Source organism: Basilea psittacipulmonis DSM 24701, assembly GCF_000743945.1.
GTDB classification, from domain to species: Bacteria; Pseudomonadota; Gammaproteobacteria; order Burkholderiales; family Burkholderiaceae_B; genus Basilea; species Basilea psittacipulmonis.
This window is the reverse complement of record NZ_CP009238.1, coordinates 1,433,378-1,450,872: the sequence shown is the minus strand read 5'-3', so window position 1 is coordinate 1,450,872 and position 17,495 is coordinate 1,433,378. Positions and strand designations below refer to the sequence as shown.

Here is a 17,495-nt window from a genome sequence, read left to right as displayed (position 1 = left end):
GTCGAGGTTTGAAAATGAGGCATCGGGTTGATGATAATTGTTTTGAAATAATCCATAAATCGCCTTGATTAAATTGATTTTGTTGATAGAATAGTTGCATTTTGTATTAATGTTTGAATAAAGGATGGATGAGTGACTATTGAACAAAGGCTCCAATCATTGCCTGTTGGCAAGTTCCATTATCGTTTGCTAGGATTGGTGGGTTTAGGTTGGTTATTTGATGCGATGGATACGGGATTAATTTCTTTCGTGTTATCGAGTATTGGCAAAGAATGGATGTTAAGTTCAAATGAGTTGGGATGGATTATTAGTGCAGGTTTTGTCGGTATGGCTTTGGGTGCTGTTTACGGCGGTAAGTTAGCGGATTTATATGGTCGCAAAACAGTCTTTGCATGGACGCTAGTGATTTACAGTGTGATGACAGGGTTATGTGCGGTGGCCCCTAATTTTTTTATCTTAATTATTTGTCGAGTAGGCGTGGGAATTGGCTTAGGAGCTCAACTTCCAGTGGCAGTAACATTAGTCAGTGAATATGTACCTGCACGTGTACGAGGTCGTTTTATTGTGTTGCTGGAAAGTTTTTGGGCATTAGGTTGGTTGTTGGCCGCACTGATTTCATACTGGTTTATTCCTTTGTTTGGCTGGCATATGGCTTTCTTAATAGGTGCTTTGCCAGTGTTATATGTGTGGGTGGTGTATCGATATTTGCCAGAATCATTATTGTTTTTGGTGAGAAAAGGAAAGTGGGAACAGGCCCGTGAATACTTATCTAAGATTGAAAAAGAATTGGGTATAGAGGTGGCTGTCTTAGAACATACTCAGACTCATACGACATCGAGTGCAGATTCGGTCAGCTGGAAAACCTTATGGACAGGGGCTTATCGAAAGAAAACAGCTATGTTATGGATGATTTGGTTTGGCATCGTGTTTTCATACTATGGCATTTTTACTTGGTTGCCGACCTTGTTGGTTGAAAAAGGTTTTGATATTGTCAAAAGTTTTGAGTATGTGTTAATGATGATTCTAGCTCAATTGCCAGGTTATTTTACCGCTGCATTATGCGTGGAAAAATGGGGTAGAAAAATAACATTAGCGACTTTTGTTTTAGGTGCCGCCATCTGTGCTTATTTCTTTGGTCAAAGTGCCAGTAATGAAGAAATCTTGGCATGGGGCAGTTTGATGTCATTTTTTAATTTGGGTGCGTGGGGCGTGTTATATACCTATACACCAGAGTTGTATCCCACAGACATTCGGGCATTGGGAAGTGGCTGGGCAGGTGCAATAGGACGGATAGGGGGTATTTTGGCTCCTTTAGTGGTGGCCATGATGGTGGATGTTTATTTGGATTATATTTTTGTCATGTTTGCAGTCGTGATGATACTATTAGTATGGATAGTGGGGTGGATGGGCGAAGAGACAAAAGGCAAAACCTTAGAATAAGCAGAGACACTATTTATCAGTACACTGTCTTTTTTATAAAAAGATGGGGTGAAAAAAAATGTGGACCAGATCATCATTTTAACGACTGTTTGAGAATGTAAGATACCGTCCAAAATGCTCTTAATCCCTAGTTCTAGAGGATTTAGCTATACAAGAATGAATAGAAAGTCGAAATAAAAAAATAAGCCTCTTGTTTAAGAGGCTTGAGAAAGATATTATTTAAGATTCTTATTAGCGACTGGAAAAGGCCAGGGGTTTTGAATAGGTTCTAATATCTTTTTGGTTTGACCTTTTCCTACTGGCTTGCTAGGCGCTTTTTTTTTGCAGGTGTTGTATTAGAAGCGGTAGCCGTTGCTTTAGGTTCAGCAGCTTTTTTAGCTGTTGTTTTCTTCGCAGTAGTCGCTTTAGCAGGAGCTTTCTTAGCGGTTGTAGCTTTTTTCGCTGTAGTCGCTTTAGCAGGAGCTTTCTTAGCAGCTGTGGCTTTTTTCGCAGTAGTCGCTTTAGCAGGAGCTTTCTTAGCGGTTGTAGCTTTCTTCGCTGTAGTCGCTTTAGCAGGAGCTTTCTTAGCGGTTGTAGCTTTTTTCGCAGTAGTCGCTTTAGCAGGAGCTTTCTTAGCAGCAGTTGTTTTCTTCGCTGTAGTCGCCTTAGCAGTTGCTTTCTTAGCGGTTGTAGCTTTTTTCGCTGTAGTTGCTTTAGCAGTTGTTTTCTTAGCAGTTGTAGCTTTTTTCGCTGTAGTCGCTTTAGCAGGTGCTTTCTTAGCGGTTGTAGCTTTTTTCGCTGTAGTCGCTTTAGCAGGTGCTTTCTTAGCGGTTGTAGCTTTTTTCGCTGTAGTCGCTTTAGCAGTTGCTTTCTTAGCAGTTGTAGCTTTTTTCGCAGTAGTCGCCTTAGCAGTTACTTTCTTAGCGGTTGTAGCTTTTTTCGCTGTAGTGGCTTTAGCAGGTGCTTTCTTAGCGGTTGTAGCTTTTTTCGCAGTAGTCGCCTTAGCAGTTGCTTTCTTAGCCGTTGTAGCTTTTTTCGCTGTAGTGGCTTTAGCTGGAGCTTTCTTAGCAGTCGTAGCTTTTTTCGCTACAGTCGCTTTAGCAGTTGCTTTCTTAGCGGTTGTTTTCTTAGCCGCAGTTGTTTCAACTTTCTTAGTAGCAGTTTCCTTCTTAGCGGTAGCTGCTTTCTTAGCTACAGTGGTTTTTGTAGCTGTCTTTTTTTTATCATTGGTTGCCATAATATCTCCTTACAGATAGTTTGATAAAAAAATAATCATACTTAGTCGCACACTGCAGCTAAGCGAGAAATCACTACATCTTTGCCTAATATGGCTAACACGGCATCAATAGCAGGTGTTTGCTTCTGATTGACCGTCGCAACACGAAGAGGAATTCCTAATTTAGGCATTTTAATATCGTGTTTTTGTAACGTATTCATCATGATCTCATGGATGTTTTCTTGTGTCCATGTCGTCAAGGTTTCAATCTGATTTTTAAAATCGCGAAGAATATTTAAACTTTCATCGGTTAAATATTGGGCCGATAATTCAGCATCGACACCGTTGAACTCACTGACTAACAACGACATTTGATCGGCTAATTGTTCCAAAGTTTCAGCTCTATCAATGAATAATTGTAATACAGCTAATAAGTCAATACCAGAGATAATGTTGCATTTACGTTTTAGTCTCGGCATAACTAAGTCAAGTAATTTTTCAGGATCCATACTACGCATGTAATGTGCATTGACCCAATTTAATTTTTTGACATCCCATTGAGCAGGTGATTTGCTAAGGTTGTTGCCATCGAACCATGATACTAATTCTTCGCGAGAAAAGATTTCATCATCGCCATGACTCCAACCTAAACGTGCAAGATAATTAATCATCGCTTCTGGCAAGTAGCCTGCTTCTTCATAAGCCATGATGCTGACGGCACCATGACGTTTTGACATTTTCTTGCCATCAGGACCATTAATCATGGGAAGATGTCCATAAATAGGAATAGGTGCCCCAATGGCTTGAAGAATATTGATCTGACGAGGTGTGTTGTTAACATGATCATCACCACGAATAACATGAGTGATGCCCATATCCCAATCATCCACTACGACGCAAAAATTGTAGGTCGGTGTGCCATCAGGTCGAGCAATAATTAAATCATCTAATTCACTATTATCAATGCTGATGGTACCTTTTAGCATGTCATCCCAAGTGACGGCACCAGTGAGTGGATTTTTAAAACGCACAACGGGCTTGCGTCCTGGTGGAATAGGAGGTAACACTTTACCTTCCTCTGGTCTCCATGTACCGTCATATTTAGGTTTTTTACCAGCAGCACGTGCCTTTTCACGCATGGCTTCAACTTCTTCAGGCGTGCTGTAACAATAGTAAGCTTTACCTTCTTTAAGAAGCTGGGCAATAACTTCTTTGTGACGTTCATAGCGTTGCATTTGGTAAAACGGACCTTCATCTTCTTTTAGATCCAACCATTTCATACCCTCAAGAATGGCTTTAACAGCCTCTGGCGTAGAACGTTCTAAATCGGTATCTTCGATACGTAGTACAAATTTTCCACCAAAATGGCGAGCGTAGGCCCAACTGAATAAAGCTGTTCTGGCACCGCCTAAATGCAGATAACCAGTAGGTGAGGGAGCAAAACGAGTGCGAATTTCTTGTGACATTTTTTTTCCTTATTTTGCATATTGGTTGATAAAGTTACCAATATCTTCAATTTCTTCTAAACAAACCGAATGAACCATGGGATAGGCATGCCATGAAACTGTGTAACCTAGAGACTGTAAATGCTGATAGCTGATATCAGCTAGTTCAATATTAACAACTGGATCTAAGGTACCATGTGCCATAAAAATAGGCGTATCAAGATTAACGCTTTCTTTTGGCGTGCTATTTAGTAATGGCAAATAACCAGATAAACCGATAATGCCTGCAAGTTTGTATTTAGTTCTGGTGAGTGTTAGTAAACTGATGGCACACCCTTGTGAAAACCCTGCTAAGAAAATTTTTTCTGAGGGGATGCCTCGCTGGATTTCTTGTTCAATCAGGGTTTCAATTTCTTTTTGGGAAGCGATTAAGCCTGCTTCGTCTTCTTGGGCATTGATTCGTTCGGGCGATAAAATATCATACCAAGCCGTGGTAGATTGACCACCAAAAATCGTAATCGGTCTCACAGGGGCATTGGGAAAAATAAAACGAATGTTATTTTGTTCTGATAATTTTAAATCTGGAACAATAGGCAAAAAATCATGTGCATCGGCCCCAAGTCCATGACACCAAATAATACTGTGAGTCACCGTTTTTTGGGGATTTTGAATTTTCTCAATCACGTCTAACATGAAATTACCTTACTCATTAATAATTAGTTTTAACTCCTGAAACAAAGCTCTGTAGTGTTTCTTGGGAGCATTTTCTTGGGTTTGTTCTTTACGTGCGGCACGAATCGTGGCTCGTAATTTTTGGATATCAGCTTGTGGATAGTTGCTTAAAAACGTGGTTAGTTCTGCATCGCTCGCGATCAGTCGATCTCTAAGCATCTCCAAACGGTGCATGTGAGCTGTTTCTTCTTTACTGCCGTTTTTCCATGTTTCTAATAAACGTTGGATGCTATCGATATCCTCGGTGCGAAGCAACTTTCCGACATAATGAATCTGTCTTTTTTTGCCACCATGAGCTGAAATTTTTTGGGCAAGAAAAATATTTTCTAACGTTTTTTCTGAAAGAGGTAACTGCTTTAGTTTTCCCTCAGGCAAATCGACGAGTTCTTTTCCAAGATCTAAAATAGCGTGCAACTCCCGCTTAATTTGGGACTTGCTGGGGCGTTCATCTTCTTGTGTAGATACTTGAGTATATTCTGTCATGTGTTTTGTGATTAAAATAGACGTTTATATTATAAAACAAGGAATGCCATGTATTACAAAAAAGAGTTGGAAGAAGCAACGGATTTATTGAATTTTATTTTGGAACATTCAAAAAAAATAGGCGCAAACGAAACTTCCGCTTTATTGAGTGGCGGTAATGGTATTACGGTAAGCGTTTTAAACAGTGAGCTTGAGAACATTGAACATCATCAAAATCGTTCTATCTCTATTTCACTGTCTTTGGGCAAAAGTGTGGGTAATGCTAGTACCAGTGACTTTAGTAAAGAAGCGTTGATCAATACGATTCAAGCAGCTTACGATATTGCTAAATACACAGCTGATGATCCGTTTTCTGGCTTGCCTGAAAAAGATTTATTGGCCACGGAATTTCCAGATTTAGCGTTATGTCGTCCTTGGTCAAAAAGTATTGATGAGACGATTGAGATGGTGAAATTAACAGAGTCTAGTGGCTTGGCATCAGATAAAAATCTGCATTCCATGGGCGCTGAATTTCATGCCATGTCTTCTTATTTTATGTTGGCAAATTCATTAGGATTTATGGCGGGATTCCCCACTTCATCTGTTAGTCTCAGTGCTTCATTTATGGCCAGTCGCGGTGATGAGAAGCAAAGTGGTTCTTGGTATAGTTCGGAACGTTATCCAGAAAATTTATCGTCCCCTGAACTTGTGGGCAAAACAGCTGCAGATAAGTCAATGAGCTTGTTGGGTGCCAAAAGAATCGCAACGGGTCACTATCCTGTGTTATTTGAAAATCGTGTGGCCATGAGTTTGTGGTCGAGTTTTCTCGGGGCGTTCACGGGTTCGGCTCAATATCGAAAAACCAGTTTTTTATTGGATTCTTTGCACACTCAAGTATTGCCTGAACACATTCAAATTTTTGAAGATCCTTTTATCAAAGGCGGTTTCTCTAGTACGGCATTTGATGATGAGGGAGTGGCCACTCAAGCAAGACAAGTGATTAAAAATGGCGTACTTCAAAATTATTTTTTGAGTTCATATTCGGCTCGAAAATTAGGCATGCAAACAACAGGACACGCGGGAGGCAGTCATAATCTGTTTATTCGTTCCGATCGATCTCAAAATGATTTTGATGGTTTAGTGAAAAAAATGAATAAAGGCTTAATCGTGACATCTTTGATGGGACAAGGCTTTAATCCTGTAACTGGCGATTATTCTAGAGGAGCATCTGGTTTTTGGGTGGAACATGGCGAGATTCAATTCCCTGTTCAAGAAATTACGATTGCTGGAAATATCAAAGAAATGATGATGAATATTGTCGCGATGGGAACGGATGAAGTGAGAGTCGGCAGTCGCAGTTCAGGGTCAATCCTAATAGAAAATATGATGATTGCAGGCGTATAGTTGAAATTTAATGTATGATGGTATAGATTTATCAAAATTATCAAGGAGTATGTTATGAAACGTCGTTCGTTTTTGAAAACAGCAGGATTAGGGGCTTTAGCAGGGGGTGCTGCAGTGGTAGGGGCACCAGCGGTTGCTTCGAGTAATCCCAGTATTAAATGGCGTTTAGCATCAAGTTGGCCACGCAGTTTGGAAATTTTGTTCAATGGTGCGGTGGATATGGCAGAGTATGTTCGCCAAGCGACGAATGGCCAATTCCAAATCGATGTTTATCCAGCTGGAGAGATTATTCCTGCTTTCCAAGTATTTGATGCTGTCTCAAATGGAACGATTCAAGCGGGTTCAAGTGCAGGTTACTATTACTATGGCAAAAATCCATCGTATTGTTTCCAGACCATTGTGCCTTTTGGTATGAATGCACGTCAGACAACTTCTTGGTTATTGTTAGGTGGTGGTCAAGCCTTATTAGATGAATTATTTGGACAAGCGAATATCGTGGCTAGACCTGTTGGTAACACAGGTGCCCAAATGGGAGGTTGGTATCGCAAAGAGATTAAAACCTTAGATGATTTGAAAGGTTTAAAAATGCGTACCGCTGGTTTCACTGGAGAAGTTCTGTCAAGATTGGGGGTAGTGCCTCAACAAATTCCAGGTGGTGATATTTATCCGTCATTGGAAAAAGGAACGCTTGATGCGGTGGAATATGTAGGTCCTTATGACGATGAAAAACAAGGTTTCTACAAGGTTGCCAAATACTACTATTATCCAGGTTTCTGGGAGGGTTCGGCTGTTTATAACGCATACTTTAATAAGAATGAGTATGAGAAATTGCCTAATCACTATAAACAAATCATCGAAGATGCGTGTGCTCATGCAAACGCGAAAGCTTTAGCTACTTATGATGCGAAAAACCCAGCTGCATTAAGAAGATTGATTGCTAATGGTGCGATTTTGAAACGTTTCCCTGAAGAGATTATGCAAACTGCGTTTGATGTGTCAGTGAAACTGTATGAAGAATATTCAGCTAAAGATCCGATGTTCAAAAAAATTGCAGATAGTTATTTTGGATTCCGTGACGAGATTATTCCATGGTTCAATGTGATTGAAAATACCTATACTGCATTCTTATCTAATGCGATTCGTAATCAGAAAAAATAATGGTGCAAAATATGAAACGTCGTTCGTTTTTGAAGAAAGCTGGATTGACCGCAATAGCAGGTGGCACGGCGGTCGTCGCAGCACCAGTAGTTGCCAACACGCAGCCTAGTGTGCGTTGGCGATTAACTTCTAGTTTCCCCAAATCACTTCCGATTCTTTACGCCGCTTCCACGAATATGGCTGAGTACGTGCGTCAAGCTACAAACGGTCAATTCCAAATTGATGTTTATCCACCAGGCGAAATTGTGCCTGCGTTTCAGGTCTTTGATGCGGTTTCAAAAGGAGTGGTACAAGCTGGTGCGACAGCTAGTTATTATTATTTTGGCAAAAATCCAGCTTATTGTTTTGATACAGCTTTGCCGTTTGGTTTAAATACACGTCAAGCCTTTTCTTGGATGATTGAGGGTAATGGACAAAAGCTATTGGATGAGTTGTTTGCTCAAGCGAATATTTTGTCTAGACCGATTGGTAATACTGGAGCCCAAATGGGTGGCTGGTTCCGCAAAGAAGTCAAAACAGTTGCTGATTTACACGGCTTGAAAATGCGAACGGCTGGCTTCACAGGGGAAATGTTGTCTGCATTAGGTGTGGTGCCTCAACAAATTCCAGGTGGTGATATTTATCCGTCTTTGGAAAAAGGCACTTTAGATGCGGTGGAATGGATTGGACCTTATGATGATGAAAAACAAGGTTTCTATAAAGTTGCCAAATACTACTATTATCCAGGTTTCTGGGAAGGTTCAGGACAATTCTCTGCATACTTTAATTTAGAGGCATTTCATCAATTACCAGAAAGCTACCAAACCATCTTACAAGATGCGTGTTGGCGTTCTGCAATGAATTCTATCGCTGCTTACGATGGCAAAAACCCCGATGCGATGCGTCGCTTACTCGCTCAGGGAGCCGTGTTAAGAGATTTCTCAACAGAAATTATGGATGCTGCATATGATGCTTCTCAGAAAATTGTAGAGAAATATTCCAATGCCGATCCAATGTTTAAGAAAATTGCGGATGACTATTTCTCATATCGCGATAGCCTAATCAGCTGGTTTAATATTATAGAAACCACTTACACGCGTTACCTAGCACAGAAGATTCGCCAAACGCGTAAATAATCTTATACAGAAGATCAGTCAGACGCGTAAATAAGCGTGTAAGTGGTTCAGCGAAGCCAAACCACGTACGATTAAAAAGAGGTCGGCAGACCTCTTTTTTAATACCCTGTGGCAACAGGGACGCGATATTTGGCTCAGAAGATTCGTCAGACGCGGAAATAATCTTATACAGAAGATCCATTAAACGCGTAAATAAGCGTGTAAGTGGTTCAGCGAAGCCAAACCACGTACGATTAAAAAGAGGTCGGCAGACCTCTTTTTAATACCCTGTGGCAACAGGGACGCGATATTTGGCACAGAAGATCCGTCAAACGCGGAAATAATCTTATGCAGAAGATCCGTCAAACGCGGAAATAATCTTATGCAGAAGATCCGCCAGACGCGTAAATAATCTTATACAGAAGATCAGTCAGACGCGTAAATAAGCGTGCATAAAAAAAGCTGATGTCGTCACATCAGCTTTTTCATTAGAAAAGGATTAATCTAATTTATCCTTAATCCATGTTTTGTAGTTGTGCAAAATTTCAGTAGAAAGCTGACTGATTTCTGTGCAACCACAAAATGCCATAGATGTTTCAAGTTCTTTTTGCAAGATAGACAATGCTTTGTAAACACCTGCTTCACCATAGGCTTGTAAACCATAAATGAACGCACGTCCGATCATCACGCCTTTTGCACCTAATGCTAATGCACGCAAAATGTCTTGACCTGTGCGAATACCGCTATCCATATAGATTTCAGTTTTGCTATTAAGTTTCTGATAAAGGTCCACAATTCTAGGTAGGGCATCGATGGTAGAAGGGGCCCCGTCTAACTGACGACCGCCATGGTTAGAAACGACAATCGCATCGGCACCATGTTCATGTGCCAACTGAGCATCTTCAGGTTCCATAATACCTTTGATGATAAGTTTTCTATCCCAACGTTCTTTGATCCACTCGATGTCATCCCAACTTAATCTTGGGTCAAATTGGTCAGCTGTCCAAGAAGACAAGGAAGACATATCACTAACACCTTTTACGTGACCAACGATATTACCAAATTGGCGACGTTTGGTTTGAAGCATGTGCCAGCACCATTCTGGACGCAAAGCTAAATCAAGCAAGTTACGAATGGTAGGTTTTGGTGGTGTTGATAATCCATTTTTAATATCGCGGTGACGTTGGCCCAAAACTTGCAAATCAAGAGTCACAACTAAAGTTGAACAACCTGCATCATGAGCACGTTTGATCAGATCGGCCATAAAAGAACGATCTCTCATGAAGTAAAGTTGGAACCAGAAAGGTTTTGTTGTGTGTTCTGCGACATCTTCAATTGAGCAGATACTCATTGTTGAAAGTGTGAAAGGCACGCCAAATCGCTCTGCCGCCTTGGCTGCTAAAATTTCTCCATCGGCACGTTGCATACCAGTTAAACCTACTGGCGATAATGCTAACGGCATACTGACATCTTGACCTAATAGCTGACTTCGCGTGTTGCGTCCTTCCATATCAATCGCCACGCGTTGTTTGAATTTTAATTTTTGGAGATCGTCAACATTGTGATGATAAGTGGATTGTGTCCATGAACCAGTGTTGCAATAGTCATAGAACATACGAGGCACTTTAATACGACCGATCTTTTCTAAATCTTTTATGCAAGTAATCTTGCTAAGGTCAGGATTTTTGCTAAATAACATTATTTGATTACCTCATCAAAAATATTTGAATGTTTTGTTATTTAAAACAGACGTTATCCATCGTGACATCTGCTTTAAATAAATCCAACATATTATTTTATTACAGTGCCGTCATAAAATTGCAAGGAGTTAATAAAAATAATGATTTTTATCAATAAAGATAAAATTTTGTGAAAAACCCACACCTAACTCACTCCTAGATAGTGTCTTTTACATACGCTAATAGGGTGATGTAGTCGCTTGTAAGTCGCAAAAAGAATGATGTGGTAAAAGAAGTGTGGATAAGAATAGTGACGTAATAGAAGTGTGATAAGAAAAATGGCACAAGTTGCTGTGCCATTTCAGAGATTATTTAATGATGTCGTCAAAAATATCGATAATGCCTTTCAGATCGGCACGTATTTTCTGAATATCAGAGTGACTAAAACGTACGATTTGACTGTCAAACTCCTTACCTCCGCCGAGTTTGTTACGTGCACCACTAATCGTGTATCCCTCATCATACAAGAGACGACGAATATCGCGAACGATTAATACCTCATGTCTTTGGTAGTAACGGCGGTTATTGCGACGGGTAACGGATAATTTTTCAGCAAATTCTTGTTCCCAATATCTTAGAATGCTAGGTGAAACATTACAAAGATTCGCTACTTCACTAATGGTGAAATAACGTTTACTAGGAATGGTCGGTAATTCGGTTTTCTCAGAAGTAGATGACTGAGTTTCTTGAGTATCTGGGCTAGTCATAATCATCAAAATTTTTTCAAACTCTTAATAGTATATCATTCAAATTACAGATGCGAAAATGAAACGCACAAAGGGCTTGTAAAAGCTCGTGGTTTCATCTCTTTGAGACTTAGATACTCATCGTCTGTTTGTTTTTTAACGCTTGTTCAAGATGTGTTTTGTTCTGAATATTTTTCCAAACCACACTATTTTTCAAAAAGGCATAGATACCTAATTCCTCATTCTTCCAAAAATAATGATTGAGTAATTCACGCTCAAACGCCTTTTTAAGCCTTGTTTCGCTCAAAGGCTGATCATATTTTTCTATGATGACGACTAAATCAGCAGAAGATTGTTCACAGCTTTTGACGAGTTGATTGTCGTCATGAATCAACGAATAATCTTGAACGTTAAGATTCGGAGATAGGGTCTCAAAATTTTGTTTGATTTGATCCAGTTTGTCTGATAAATCGTCGTTGATGAATACATCAATTTTGGCTTGACGATTTTTTCAGCCAAACGAACATATTTGAAAAAAGTGCCGTTCACGCCAGCCCAATTAATCACCCATCCAGGCAATCCATCTAAGAATCCGCCTTTGAGAACCATTGATTTGAAAAAGCTCATCAAAGCATGCAAGGAGGAGGTGATGATATTAGAACGTTTTTTGTACTGGTATTGTTGGGCGTAGAGTTCGCTGTATTGAATGTTTTTCTTTAACATCTCTAAACTACTGCCATATGAGTAGTGTTCCAGTTCACCATCGAGATACGCGGTTTTAATCTCATCAGACAACATAATGGATTCATGAACTTTCTTGGTGTTGAACTGTGTGGTTTGTCGATGATAAAGACGAATGACATCATCCGAACCCCAAGGTGAATGATTGACCGCTTGACCGAGATAATAATTACATCGTTTGATGTAATAAACCGTGTTTGGATTCAGTTCATCAGGCAGTTCTTTTATGCTTTTGATGGTATCTTCATGAACCAACTCATCGGCATCAATATTCAAAATCCAATCATGGCGAGCATATTTTGCGGCTAGATTTTTCGATTCACCAAAACCCAAAAAAGGTCCCTCAACAATAGTCGTATTCGGAAATGAACGAGCGATCTGCGAAGATTGATCAGTCGAGTTATTTAAATAAATAACGACCTCATCAAAAGCTTTTAAACGAGATAAACACTCATGTAATGTTCGACTTGAGTTTGAAACCAAAATCGTCACAGAAATACGTTCAGGAGACATAATTTTCGGGGGGGGGGGGGGGAGTTTGCAATCTAAGATAAAGTATATAATACTTTTTTTTGAAATTGTTGCTGTGTTACAAAATTGTTTCTAATTTCTCTTGTAGCGACAACCATTCTGCTTCTAATGTTGTATTTTTGGTATTTAATTCACCATGCTCAAACATAACCTTTATACAGGTTTCTTTATTTTGATCTTCATATAAATGCGGATCAGCAATTTGCTCATTTAATTCAGAAAGACGTTTTTGTATCGCATCAAGTTCCTTTTCCAAAGCCTCAATTTTTTGCAAAATAGGTTTGCGTAATTGGGCCAGTCTTTGACGTTCCTGTGCTTCAATACGTTTTTGTTCTTTTCGATCAATATGAGTTTTTTCTGCTGTGTTTTGTGTCGGCGTTAATTGATCATTTAACCATTGGCGATAGTCTTCCAAATCCCCGTTAAATGCCTCAATCTTGCCATTGAATACGACCCAAAATTCATCAACAGTGGTACGTAATAAATGTCGATCATGGGATACTAATAACACCGATCCTTCAAACTCGGTTAAAGCATTGGCTAAGGCTTCACGTGTATCCATATCCAAGTGGTTGCTCGGTTCGTCTAAAAGCAAGAGATTAGGCTCTTCCCAAACTATCATCGCCAAAGCTAAACGTGCTTTTTCACCACCTGATAAAGGGCGTACAGGTTCTAAAACTTGGTTGCCATGAAACGCAAATCGACCTAAATAATTACGTAATGTCTGTTCATTTGCATCTGGGGCAATGCGTTGCAGATGCTGTAACGGCGTGCTATCTAAATCTAATAGGTCCAGCTGATGTTGAGCAAAATAGCCGATTTTGGTACCTTTGGATACGGTGATATGACCGCCTAAGAGAGGAATCTCGCCGATAAGGCTTTTGATAAACGTTGATTTTCCAGCACCATTAACGCCTAGTATCCCGACACGAGATTTTGCTCGAACCATTAAATCAATGTGATTCAATACGGGATGATCGGCATAACCCATGCACGCTTTGTCTAAAACAATCAGCGGATCAGGCATGTTTTTAGGGGAGCTTAATTGGATATGAATCCCACTTTCTTGATAAACAGGTGCAAGCTTTTGCATTTTTTCTAAAGCCTTGACGCGACTTTGGGCTTGTTTTGCTTTGCTGGCTTTGGCTTTGAATCGACTGATAAATGCTTCAAGTTTAGCGGTTTGTTTTTCTTGCTTTTCAATGGCAAGATTTTCTTGTTTTAGTTTTTCGGCTTTTTGTGTTAAATAACTATCAAAATTGCCTTTGTAACGATGCAATTTTTGTTGTTCAAAACTCAGAATAACTTTGGATACACTATTTAAAAATTCACTGTCATGAGAAATCATTAAGACTGTGCCAGGATACTGTGATAACCATTTTTCTAACCACAAAATGGCATCTAAATCTAAATGGTTAGTCGGTTCGTCCAATAGCAACAAATCAGAGGGAGTCATTAATGCTCGGGCTAGATTTAATCGCATCTGCCAACCGCCTGAAAACGCCGATACAGGCTTGTCCCATTCGGATGAATGAAACCCTAATCCAGATAATAATTGCTTGGCCCGTGCTTGAGCATTCCACGCTTGAATTTCATCAAGACGCGTTTCAATCTGAGCTAAGGCTTGGATGGTTTCGGGCGATTTTTCTGCTTGGATTAAACGATCTTTTTCATGATTTAATTGTTTCAGTTCTTTATCTCCATCCATCACAAAGGCCACGGCTGATGAATGGGTATCATGGATTTCTTGTTCAACAGAAGCAATTTTCCAGTTTGGAGGGATAAATAGCGTTCCCTCATCAATATCGATGGATCCCTCCAAAAGAGCAAATAGAGAGGTTTTGCCAGCCCCATTTTTGCCGACAATACCGACTCGTTCACCTGGATGAATGACCATGTTTGCTTCGTGAAGAAGAATCTTGGTTCCTCTTCTTAGCGTGATATTTTCGCCTTTAATCATGAGTGAAATTTATAAATCTCTGGCTTGAATCAAGACAATCGATTGTTCTTGAGTCATGGTAGAGAGATAAGTGAAATTTAATTCAGGAAATGCTTGTTCAAAATGGACCGCTTCATGACCAATTTCTAAAACAATAAGACCATGATCGGTTAAGTAATCAGGTGCTTGTTTTAAAAATTCACGAATAAAGTCCATACCGTCTTGACCGCCTGCTAAAGCCAGTCTGGGTTCATGCAAGTATTCTGCAGGAAGATTTTTCATCGACTGTTGGTTGACATAAGGCGGATTGCAAATCATCAAATCATAAGGATCGTCGTTTGGAACCTCTGAAAAAATATTACTTTTGATCAAAGTAACAGGTGCTGCATGTAACTCAATATTTTCTTCAGCTAGGTCTAAGGCTTGATCGCAAATATCCACTGCATCGACGGCTGCTTGAGGAAATGCTTTTGTTGCTAAGATCGCCAAACATCCTGAACCTGTGCACATATCCAAGATATGCAATGGTGCATCGGGATCTTCAATCCAAGGTTCGAGTCGTTCAGCTAATAACTCGGCAATGGGCGAACGAGGCACAATAACACCTTCGCGACTAATAAAACGTTCACCTTGCAACCAAGCCTCGCCAGTCAAGTATGCTAACGGTTTTCGTGTAGAGACGCGTTGTTCAATCAATGCCAGACATTGTGCTTTTTCTTGAGAGGTAACATGTGCATCCATAAAAGGTTCTAGTCTATCTAGCGGTAGATGCAGACTGTGTAAAACCAAATAAACCGCTTCATCGTAAACATTATCAGAACCATGACCAAAAAACAAACGTGCTTTGTTAAATTCAGTGATTGCGTAACGAATAAGGTCTCTGACGGTAGTAAGTGAATCATACATAGTGCGTCTCTTATAACAATAATTGTTTCATGATGCTAAGATAAATATTTTTTAAAGGCTCAATATCTGTCAAAGCAATATGCTCGTCAATCTGATGAATCGTCGCATTACAAGGTCCAAATTCGATGACTTGCGGGCATATCTTAGCGATAAAACGACCATCTGATGTGCCACCTGTTGTCGATAAAGTAGGCGTGATGCCTGTGATACTTTTGATAGCATGAATAGCCGCTTGACTTAATTCAGCAGGTGCTGTTAAAAAAGGTTCACCACTTAACGTCCATTGAATATCATAGTTCAAATGATGTTTGTCAAGAATGGCTAATACACGTTTTTTCAGACTATCAGGTGTGCTTTCTGTGGAGAAACGAAAATTAAAATCCAACACGGCTTGATCGGGAATGACATTGGTTGCTCCCGTGCCAGCGTGATAGTTTGAGATTTGCATGGACGTGGGTGGGAAAAAATCATTACCCTGATCCCATTCTTCTTGTACAAGTTCTGCAATAGCGGGTGCAGCGAGATGAATAGGATTTTTGGCTAAGTGAGGATAGGCAACATGTCCTTGTTTGCCAATGATGGTTAATTTGCCACTCAACGATCCTCGACGACCATTTTTAATGGTATCTCCAAGATGTTGACTGCAAGAGGGTTCGCCCACGACACAATAATCTAGTCTCTCCTGTCTGTCTTTTAGTACTTCGCAAACTTTGACCGTGCCATGGATGGAGGGACCTTCTTCATCAGATGTAATGAGCAAAGCCAATTTACCTTTGTGATGAGGAAATTGGGCCACAAATTCATGAGCGGCTTGAGTCATGGCAGCAATAGATGTTTTCATATCAGCGGCCCCACGCCCAAATAACTTACCCTCTGAAAGAGTGGGTTGAAAAGGTGGGTGTGACCATTTCTCGGCAGGTCCTGTTGGTACGACATCGGTATGTCCAGCAAAAACTAAACAAGGACCATGTTCACTACTGCCATGACTTATCCAAAGATTATCAACTTCTTCAAATTTCATGGATTCAGCCTTGAACCCTAATGGCTCTAGGTATTGTGCAATAAGTTCTTGGCACCCTTTGTCATCTGGTGTGATAGAGGGGCGTGAAATTAGCTCTTTGGCTAGGGTTAGGGTGGCTTGATTTTCCATAGTTAATCGCGAAGTAAATCGTTAATACTAGTTTTTGAACGGGTTTGTGCATCTACTCTTTTTACGATAACCGCACAATATAAGCTATGTGAGCCGTCTTTAGAGGGTAGCGAACCGGGGACGACAACTGAACCAGATGGAATGCGACCATAGCTAATCTCGCCAGTTTCGCGATTTAGAATTTTTGTGCTTTGAGAGAGATAAACACCCATTGAAAGCACCGAGTTTTCTTCTACGATGACACCTTCTACGATTTCAGAACGAGCCCCGATAAAACAGTTATCTTCAATGATAGTGGGGTTGGCTTGTAAAGGTTCTAATACACCGCCGATACCGACACCGCCTGATAAATGCACGTTTTTACCAATCTGAGCACATGAACCGACTGTTGCCCAAGTATCCACCATTGTGCCGTCATCGACATAAGCACCAATGTTCACGTATGAAGGCATTAAAACAACGTTTTTGCCAATGTATGAACCACGACGAGCAATAGCGTGTGGCACGACTCTAAAGCCTGCATTTTGGAAATCTTGTTCTTGATAGTCTTGGAATTTTAAAGGTACTTTGTCAAAAAACTGCATAGGTGCATGGTTCATGACACGATTATGATTAATGCGGAAAGACAGTAATACCGCTTTTTTGACCCACTGATGAGTATGCCATTCACCGTTTAGTTTCTCAGCGACACGAACAACGCCTTTATCTAAATCACTTAATACGGTTTCAATCGCCTCACGAATATCGGCAGGACAGTTATCAGGAGAAATTTGGGCACGATCTTCCCATGCTTGTTCAATTGTTTGTTGCAAAGCCATCGACATATTCAGCTATCCTTTTTATCTTTAAATCTGCCTATTATAACGTACTTAC

The 17,495-nt window shown here is 40.2% G+C and carries 16 protein-coding genes; 4 read left to right on the top strand and 12 right to left on the bottom strand.

Annotated elements, in window-relative coordinates:
- The first annotated feature begins 132 nt into the window (after positions 1–132).
- Positions 133–1,440, top strand: coding sequence for an MFS transporter (locus tag IX83_RS06110; RefSeq protein WP_038500328.1), 1,308 nt, complete (start codon positions 133–135; stop codon positions 1,438–1,440).
- Positions 1,441–1,735: 295 nt separating this feature from the next.
- On the opposite strand, the gene IX83_RS06105 is transcribed toward IX83_RS06110, so the two are convergent.
- From IX83_RS06105 to yjgA, 4 genes are read right to left on the bottom strand one after another with little or no spacing between them, the layout of a single operon-like run.
- Positions 1,736–2,656 carry a histone gene (locus tag IX83_RS06105; protein WP_174407399.1) on the bottom strand — a complete coding sequence of 307 codons (921 nt, stop codon included), beginning with the start codon at positions 2,654–2,656 and terminating at the stop codon, positions 1,736–1,738.
- A gap of 41 nt (positions 2,657–2,697) precedes the next feature.
- Positions 2,698–4,101, bottom strand: a complete 1,404-nt coding sequence (gene gltX / locus IX83_RS06100; protein WP_038500325.1) for a glutamate--tRNA ligase — start codon at positions 4,099–4,101, stop codon at positions 2,698–2,700.
- Between the two features lie 9 nt (positions 4,102–4,110).
- Positions 4,111–4,773: an alpha/beta hydrolase gene (locus IX83_RS06095; RefSeq protein WP_038500322.1), complete on the bottom strand. Its 663-nt coding sequence runs from the start codon at positions 4,771–4,773 to the stop codon at positions 4,111–4,113.
- A 9-nt stretch (positions 4,774–4,782) separates the two neighbouring features.
- On the bottom strand, positions 4,783–5,295 hold the full coding sequence (yjgA, locus tag IX83_RS06090) for a ribosome biogenesis factor YjgA (RefSeq protein WP_038500319.1): 513 nt from the start codon (positions 5,293–5,295) through the stop codon (positions 4,783–4,785).
- 48 nt (positions 5,296–5,343) lie between these two features.
- On the opposite strand from yjgA, the gene IX83_RS06085 reads away from it, so the two are divergent.
- Genes IX83_RS06085 through IX83_RS06075 form a run of 3 tightly spaced genes read left to right on the top strand, consistent with a single transcriptional unit; the run spans position 5,344 to position 8,951 of the window.
- A complete protein-coding gene (locus tag IX83_RS06085) occupies positions 5,344–6,678 on the top strand; it encodes a metallopeptidase TldD-related protein (protein ID WP_051919411.1) in 1,335 nt (444 codons plus the stop codon).
- Positions 6,679–6,732: 54 nt separating this feature from the next.
- Positions 6,733–7,836: a TRAP transporter substrate-binding protein gene (locus tag IX83_RS06080; RefSeq protein ID WP_038500317.1), complete on the top strand. Its 1,104-nt coding sequence runs from the start codon at positions 6,733–6,735 to the stop codon at positions 7,834–7,836.
- Between the two features lie 11 nt (positions 7,837–7,847).
- Positions 7,848–8,951 (top strand): TRAP transporter substrate-binding protein, encoded by a 1,104-nt coding sequence (locus tag IX83_RS06075; protein WP_038501690.1) that lies wholly within the window; start codon positions 7,848–7,850, stop codon positions 8,949–8,951.
- A gap of 478 nt (positions 8,952–9,429) precedes the next feature.
- On the opposite strand, the gene IX83_RS06070 is transcribed toward IX83_RS06075, so the two are convergent.
- The 8 genes from IX83_RS06070 to dapD all read right to left on the bottom strand — a co-directional run bounded on the left by IX83_RS06070 (position 9,430) and on the right by dapD (position 17,446).
- Entirely contained in the window at positions 9,430–10,629 is a 1,200-nt protein-coding gene (locus IX83_RS06070; RefSeq protein ID WP_038500314.1) for an alpha-hydroxy acid oxidase, read from the bottom strand.
- 348 nt (positions 10,630–10,977) lie between these two features.
- Complete coding sequence (locus tag IX83_RS06065) at positions 10,978–11,376, bottom strand: MerR family transcriptional regulator (protein WP_038501688.1); 399 nt, start codon at positions 11,374–11,376, stop codon at positions 10,978–10,980.
- A 109-nt stretch (positions 11,377–11,485) separates the two neighbouring features.
- A complete protein-coding gene (locus IX83_RS06060; protein WP_038500312.1) occupies positions 11,486–11,749 on the bottom strand; it encodes a hypothetical protein in 264 nt (87 codons plus the stop codon).
- A complete protein-coding gene (locus tag IX83_RS06055) occupies positions 11,746–12,609 on the bottom strand; it encodes a glycosyltransferase family 2 protein (RefSeq protein WP_051919408.1) in 864 nt (287 codons plus the stop codon). The genes IX83_RS06060 and IX83_RS06055 overlap by 4 nt, the downstream gene beginning before the upstream one ends.
- A 76-nt stretch (positions 12,610–12,685) precedes the next feature.
- Positions 12,686–14,587, bottom strand: coding sequence for an ABC-F family ATP-binding cassette domain-containing protein (locus tag IX83_RS06050; RefSeq protein WP_038500310.1), 1,902 nt, complete (start codon positions 14,585–14,587; stop codon positions 12,686–12,688).
- 9 nt (positions 14,588–14,596) lie between these two features.
- Positions 14,597–15,472, bottom strand: coding sequence for a 50S ribosomal protein L3 N(5)-glutamine methyltransferase (prmB, locus tag IX83_RS06045; protein WP_038500307.1), 876 nt, complete (start codon positions 15,470–15,472; stop codon positions 14,597–14,599).
- Between the two features lie 10 nt (positions 15,473–15,482).
- A complete protein-coding gene (gene dapE, locus IX83_RS06040) occupies positions 15,483–16,622 on the bottom strand; it encodes a succinyl-diaminopimelate desuccinylase (protein ID WP_038500304.1) in 1,140 nt (379 codons plus the stop codon).
- Positions 16,623–16,624: 2 nt separating this feature from the next.
- Positions 16,625–17,446, bottom strand: coding sequence for a 2,3,4,5-tetrahydropyridine-2,6-dicarboxylate N-succinyltransferase (gene dapD, locus IX83_RS06035; protein WP_038500301.1), 822 nt, complete (start codon positions 17,444–17,446; stop codon positions 16,625–16,627).
- Positions 17,447–17,495 lie beyond the last annotated feature (49 nt).

Excerpts from the sequence above, each read along its gene's own strand:
- IX83_RS06105 (WP_174407399.1), bottom strand. The coding sequence starts at position 2,656 with ATGGCAACCAATGATAAAAAAAAGACAGCTACAAAAACCACTGTAGCT.
- gltX (WP_038500325.1), bottom strand. The coding sequence starts at position 4,101 with ATGTCACAAGAAATTCGCACTCGTTTTGCTCCCTCACCTACTGGTTAT.
- IX83_RS06095 (WP_038500322.1), bottom strand. The coding sequence starts at position 4,773 with ATGTTAGACGTGATTGAGAAAATTCAAAATCCCCAAAAAACGGTGACT.
- yjgA (WP_038500319.1), bottom strand. The coding sequence starts at position 5,295 with ATGACAGAATATACTCAAGTATCTACACAAGAAGATGAACGCCCCAGC.
- IX83_RS06085 (WP_051919411.1), top strand. The coding sequence starts at position 5,344 with ATGTATTACAAAAAAGAGTTGGAAGAAGCAACGGATTTATTGAATTTT.
- IX83_RS06080 (WP_038500317.1), top strand. The coding sequence starts at position 6,733 with ATGAAACGTCGTTCGTTTTTGAAAACAGCAGGATTAGGGGCTTTAGCA.
- IX83_RS06075 (WP_038501690.1), top strand. The coding sequence starts at position 7,848 with ATGAAACGTCGTTCGTTTTTGAAGAAAGCTGGATTGACCGCAATAGCA.
- IX83_RS06070 (WP_038500314.1), bottom strand. The coding sequence starts at position 10,629 with ATGTTATTTAGCAAAAATCCTGACCTTAGCAAGATTACTTGCATAAAA.
- IX83_RS06065 (WP_038501688.1), bottom strand. The coding sequence starts at position 11,376 with ATGACTAGCCCAGATACTCAAGAAACTCAGTCATCTACTTCTGAGAAA.
- IX83_RS06055 (WP_051919408.1), bottom strand. The coding sequence starts at position 12,609 with ATGTCTCCTGAACGTATTTCTGTGACGATTTTGGTTTCAAACTCAAGT.
- IX83_RS06050 (WP_038500310.1), bottom strand. The coding sequence starts at position 14,587 with ATGATTAAAGGCGAAAATATCACGCTAAGAAGAGGAACCAAGATTCTT.
- prmB (WP_038500307.1), bottom strand. The coding sequence starts at position 15,472 with ATGTATGATTCACTTACTACCGTCAGAGACCTTATTCGTTACGCAATC.
- dapE (WP_038500304.1), bottom strand. The coding sequence starts at position 16,622 with ATGGAAAATCAAGCCACCCTAACCCTAGCCAAAGAGCTAATTTCACGC.
- dapD (WP_038500301.1), bottom strand. The coding sequence starts at position 17,446 with ATGTCGATGGCTTTGCAACAAACAATTGAACAAGCATGGGAAGATCGT.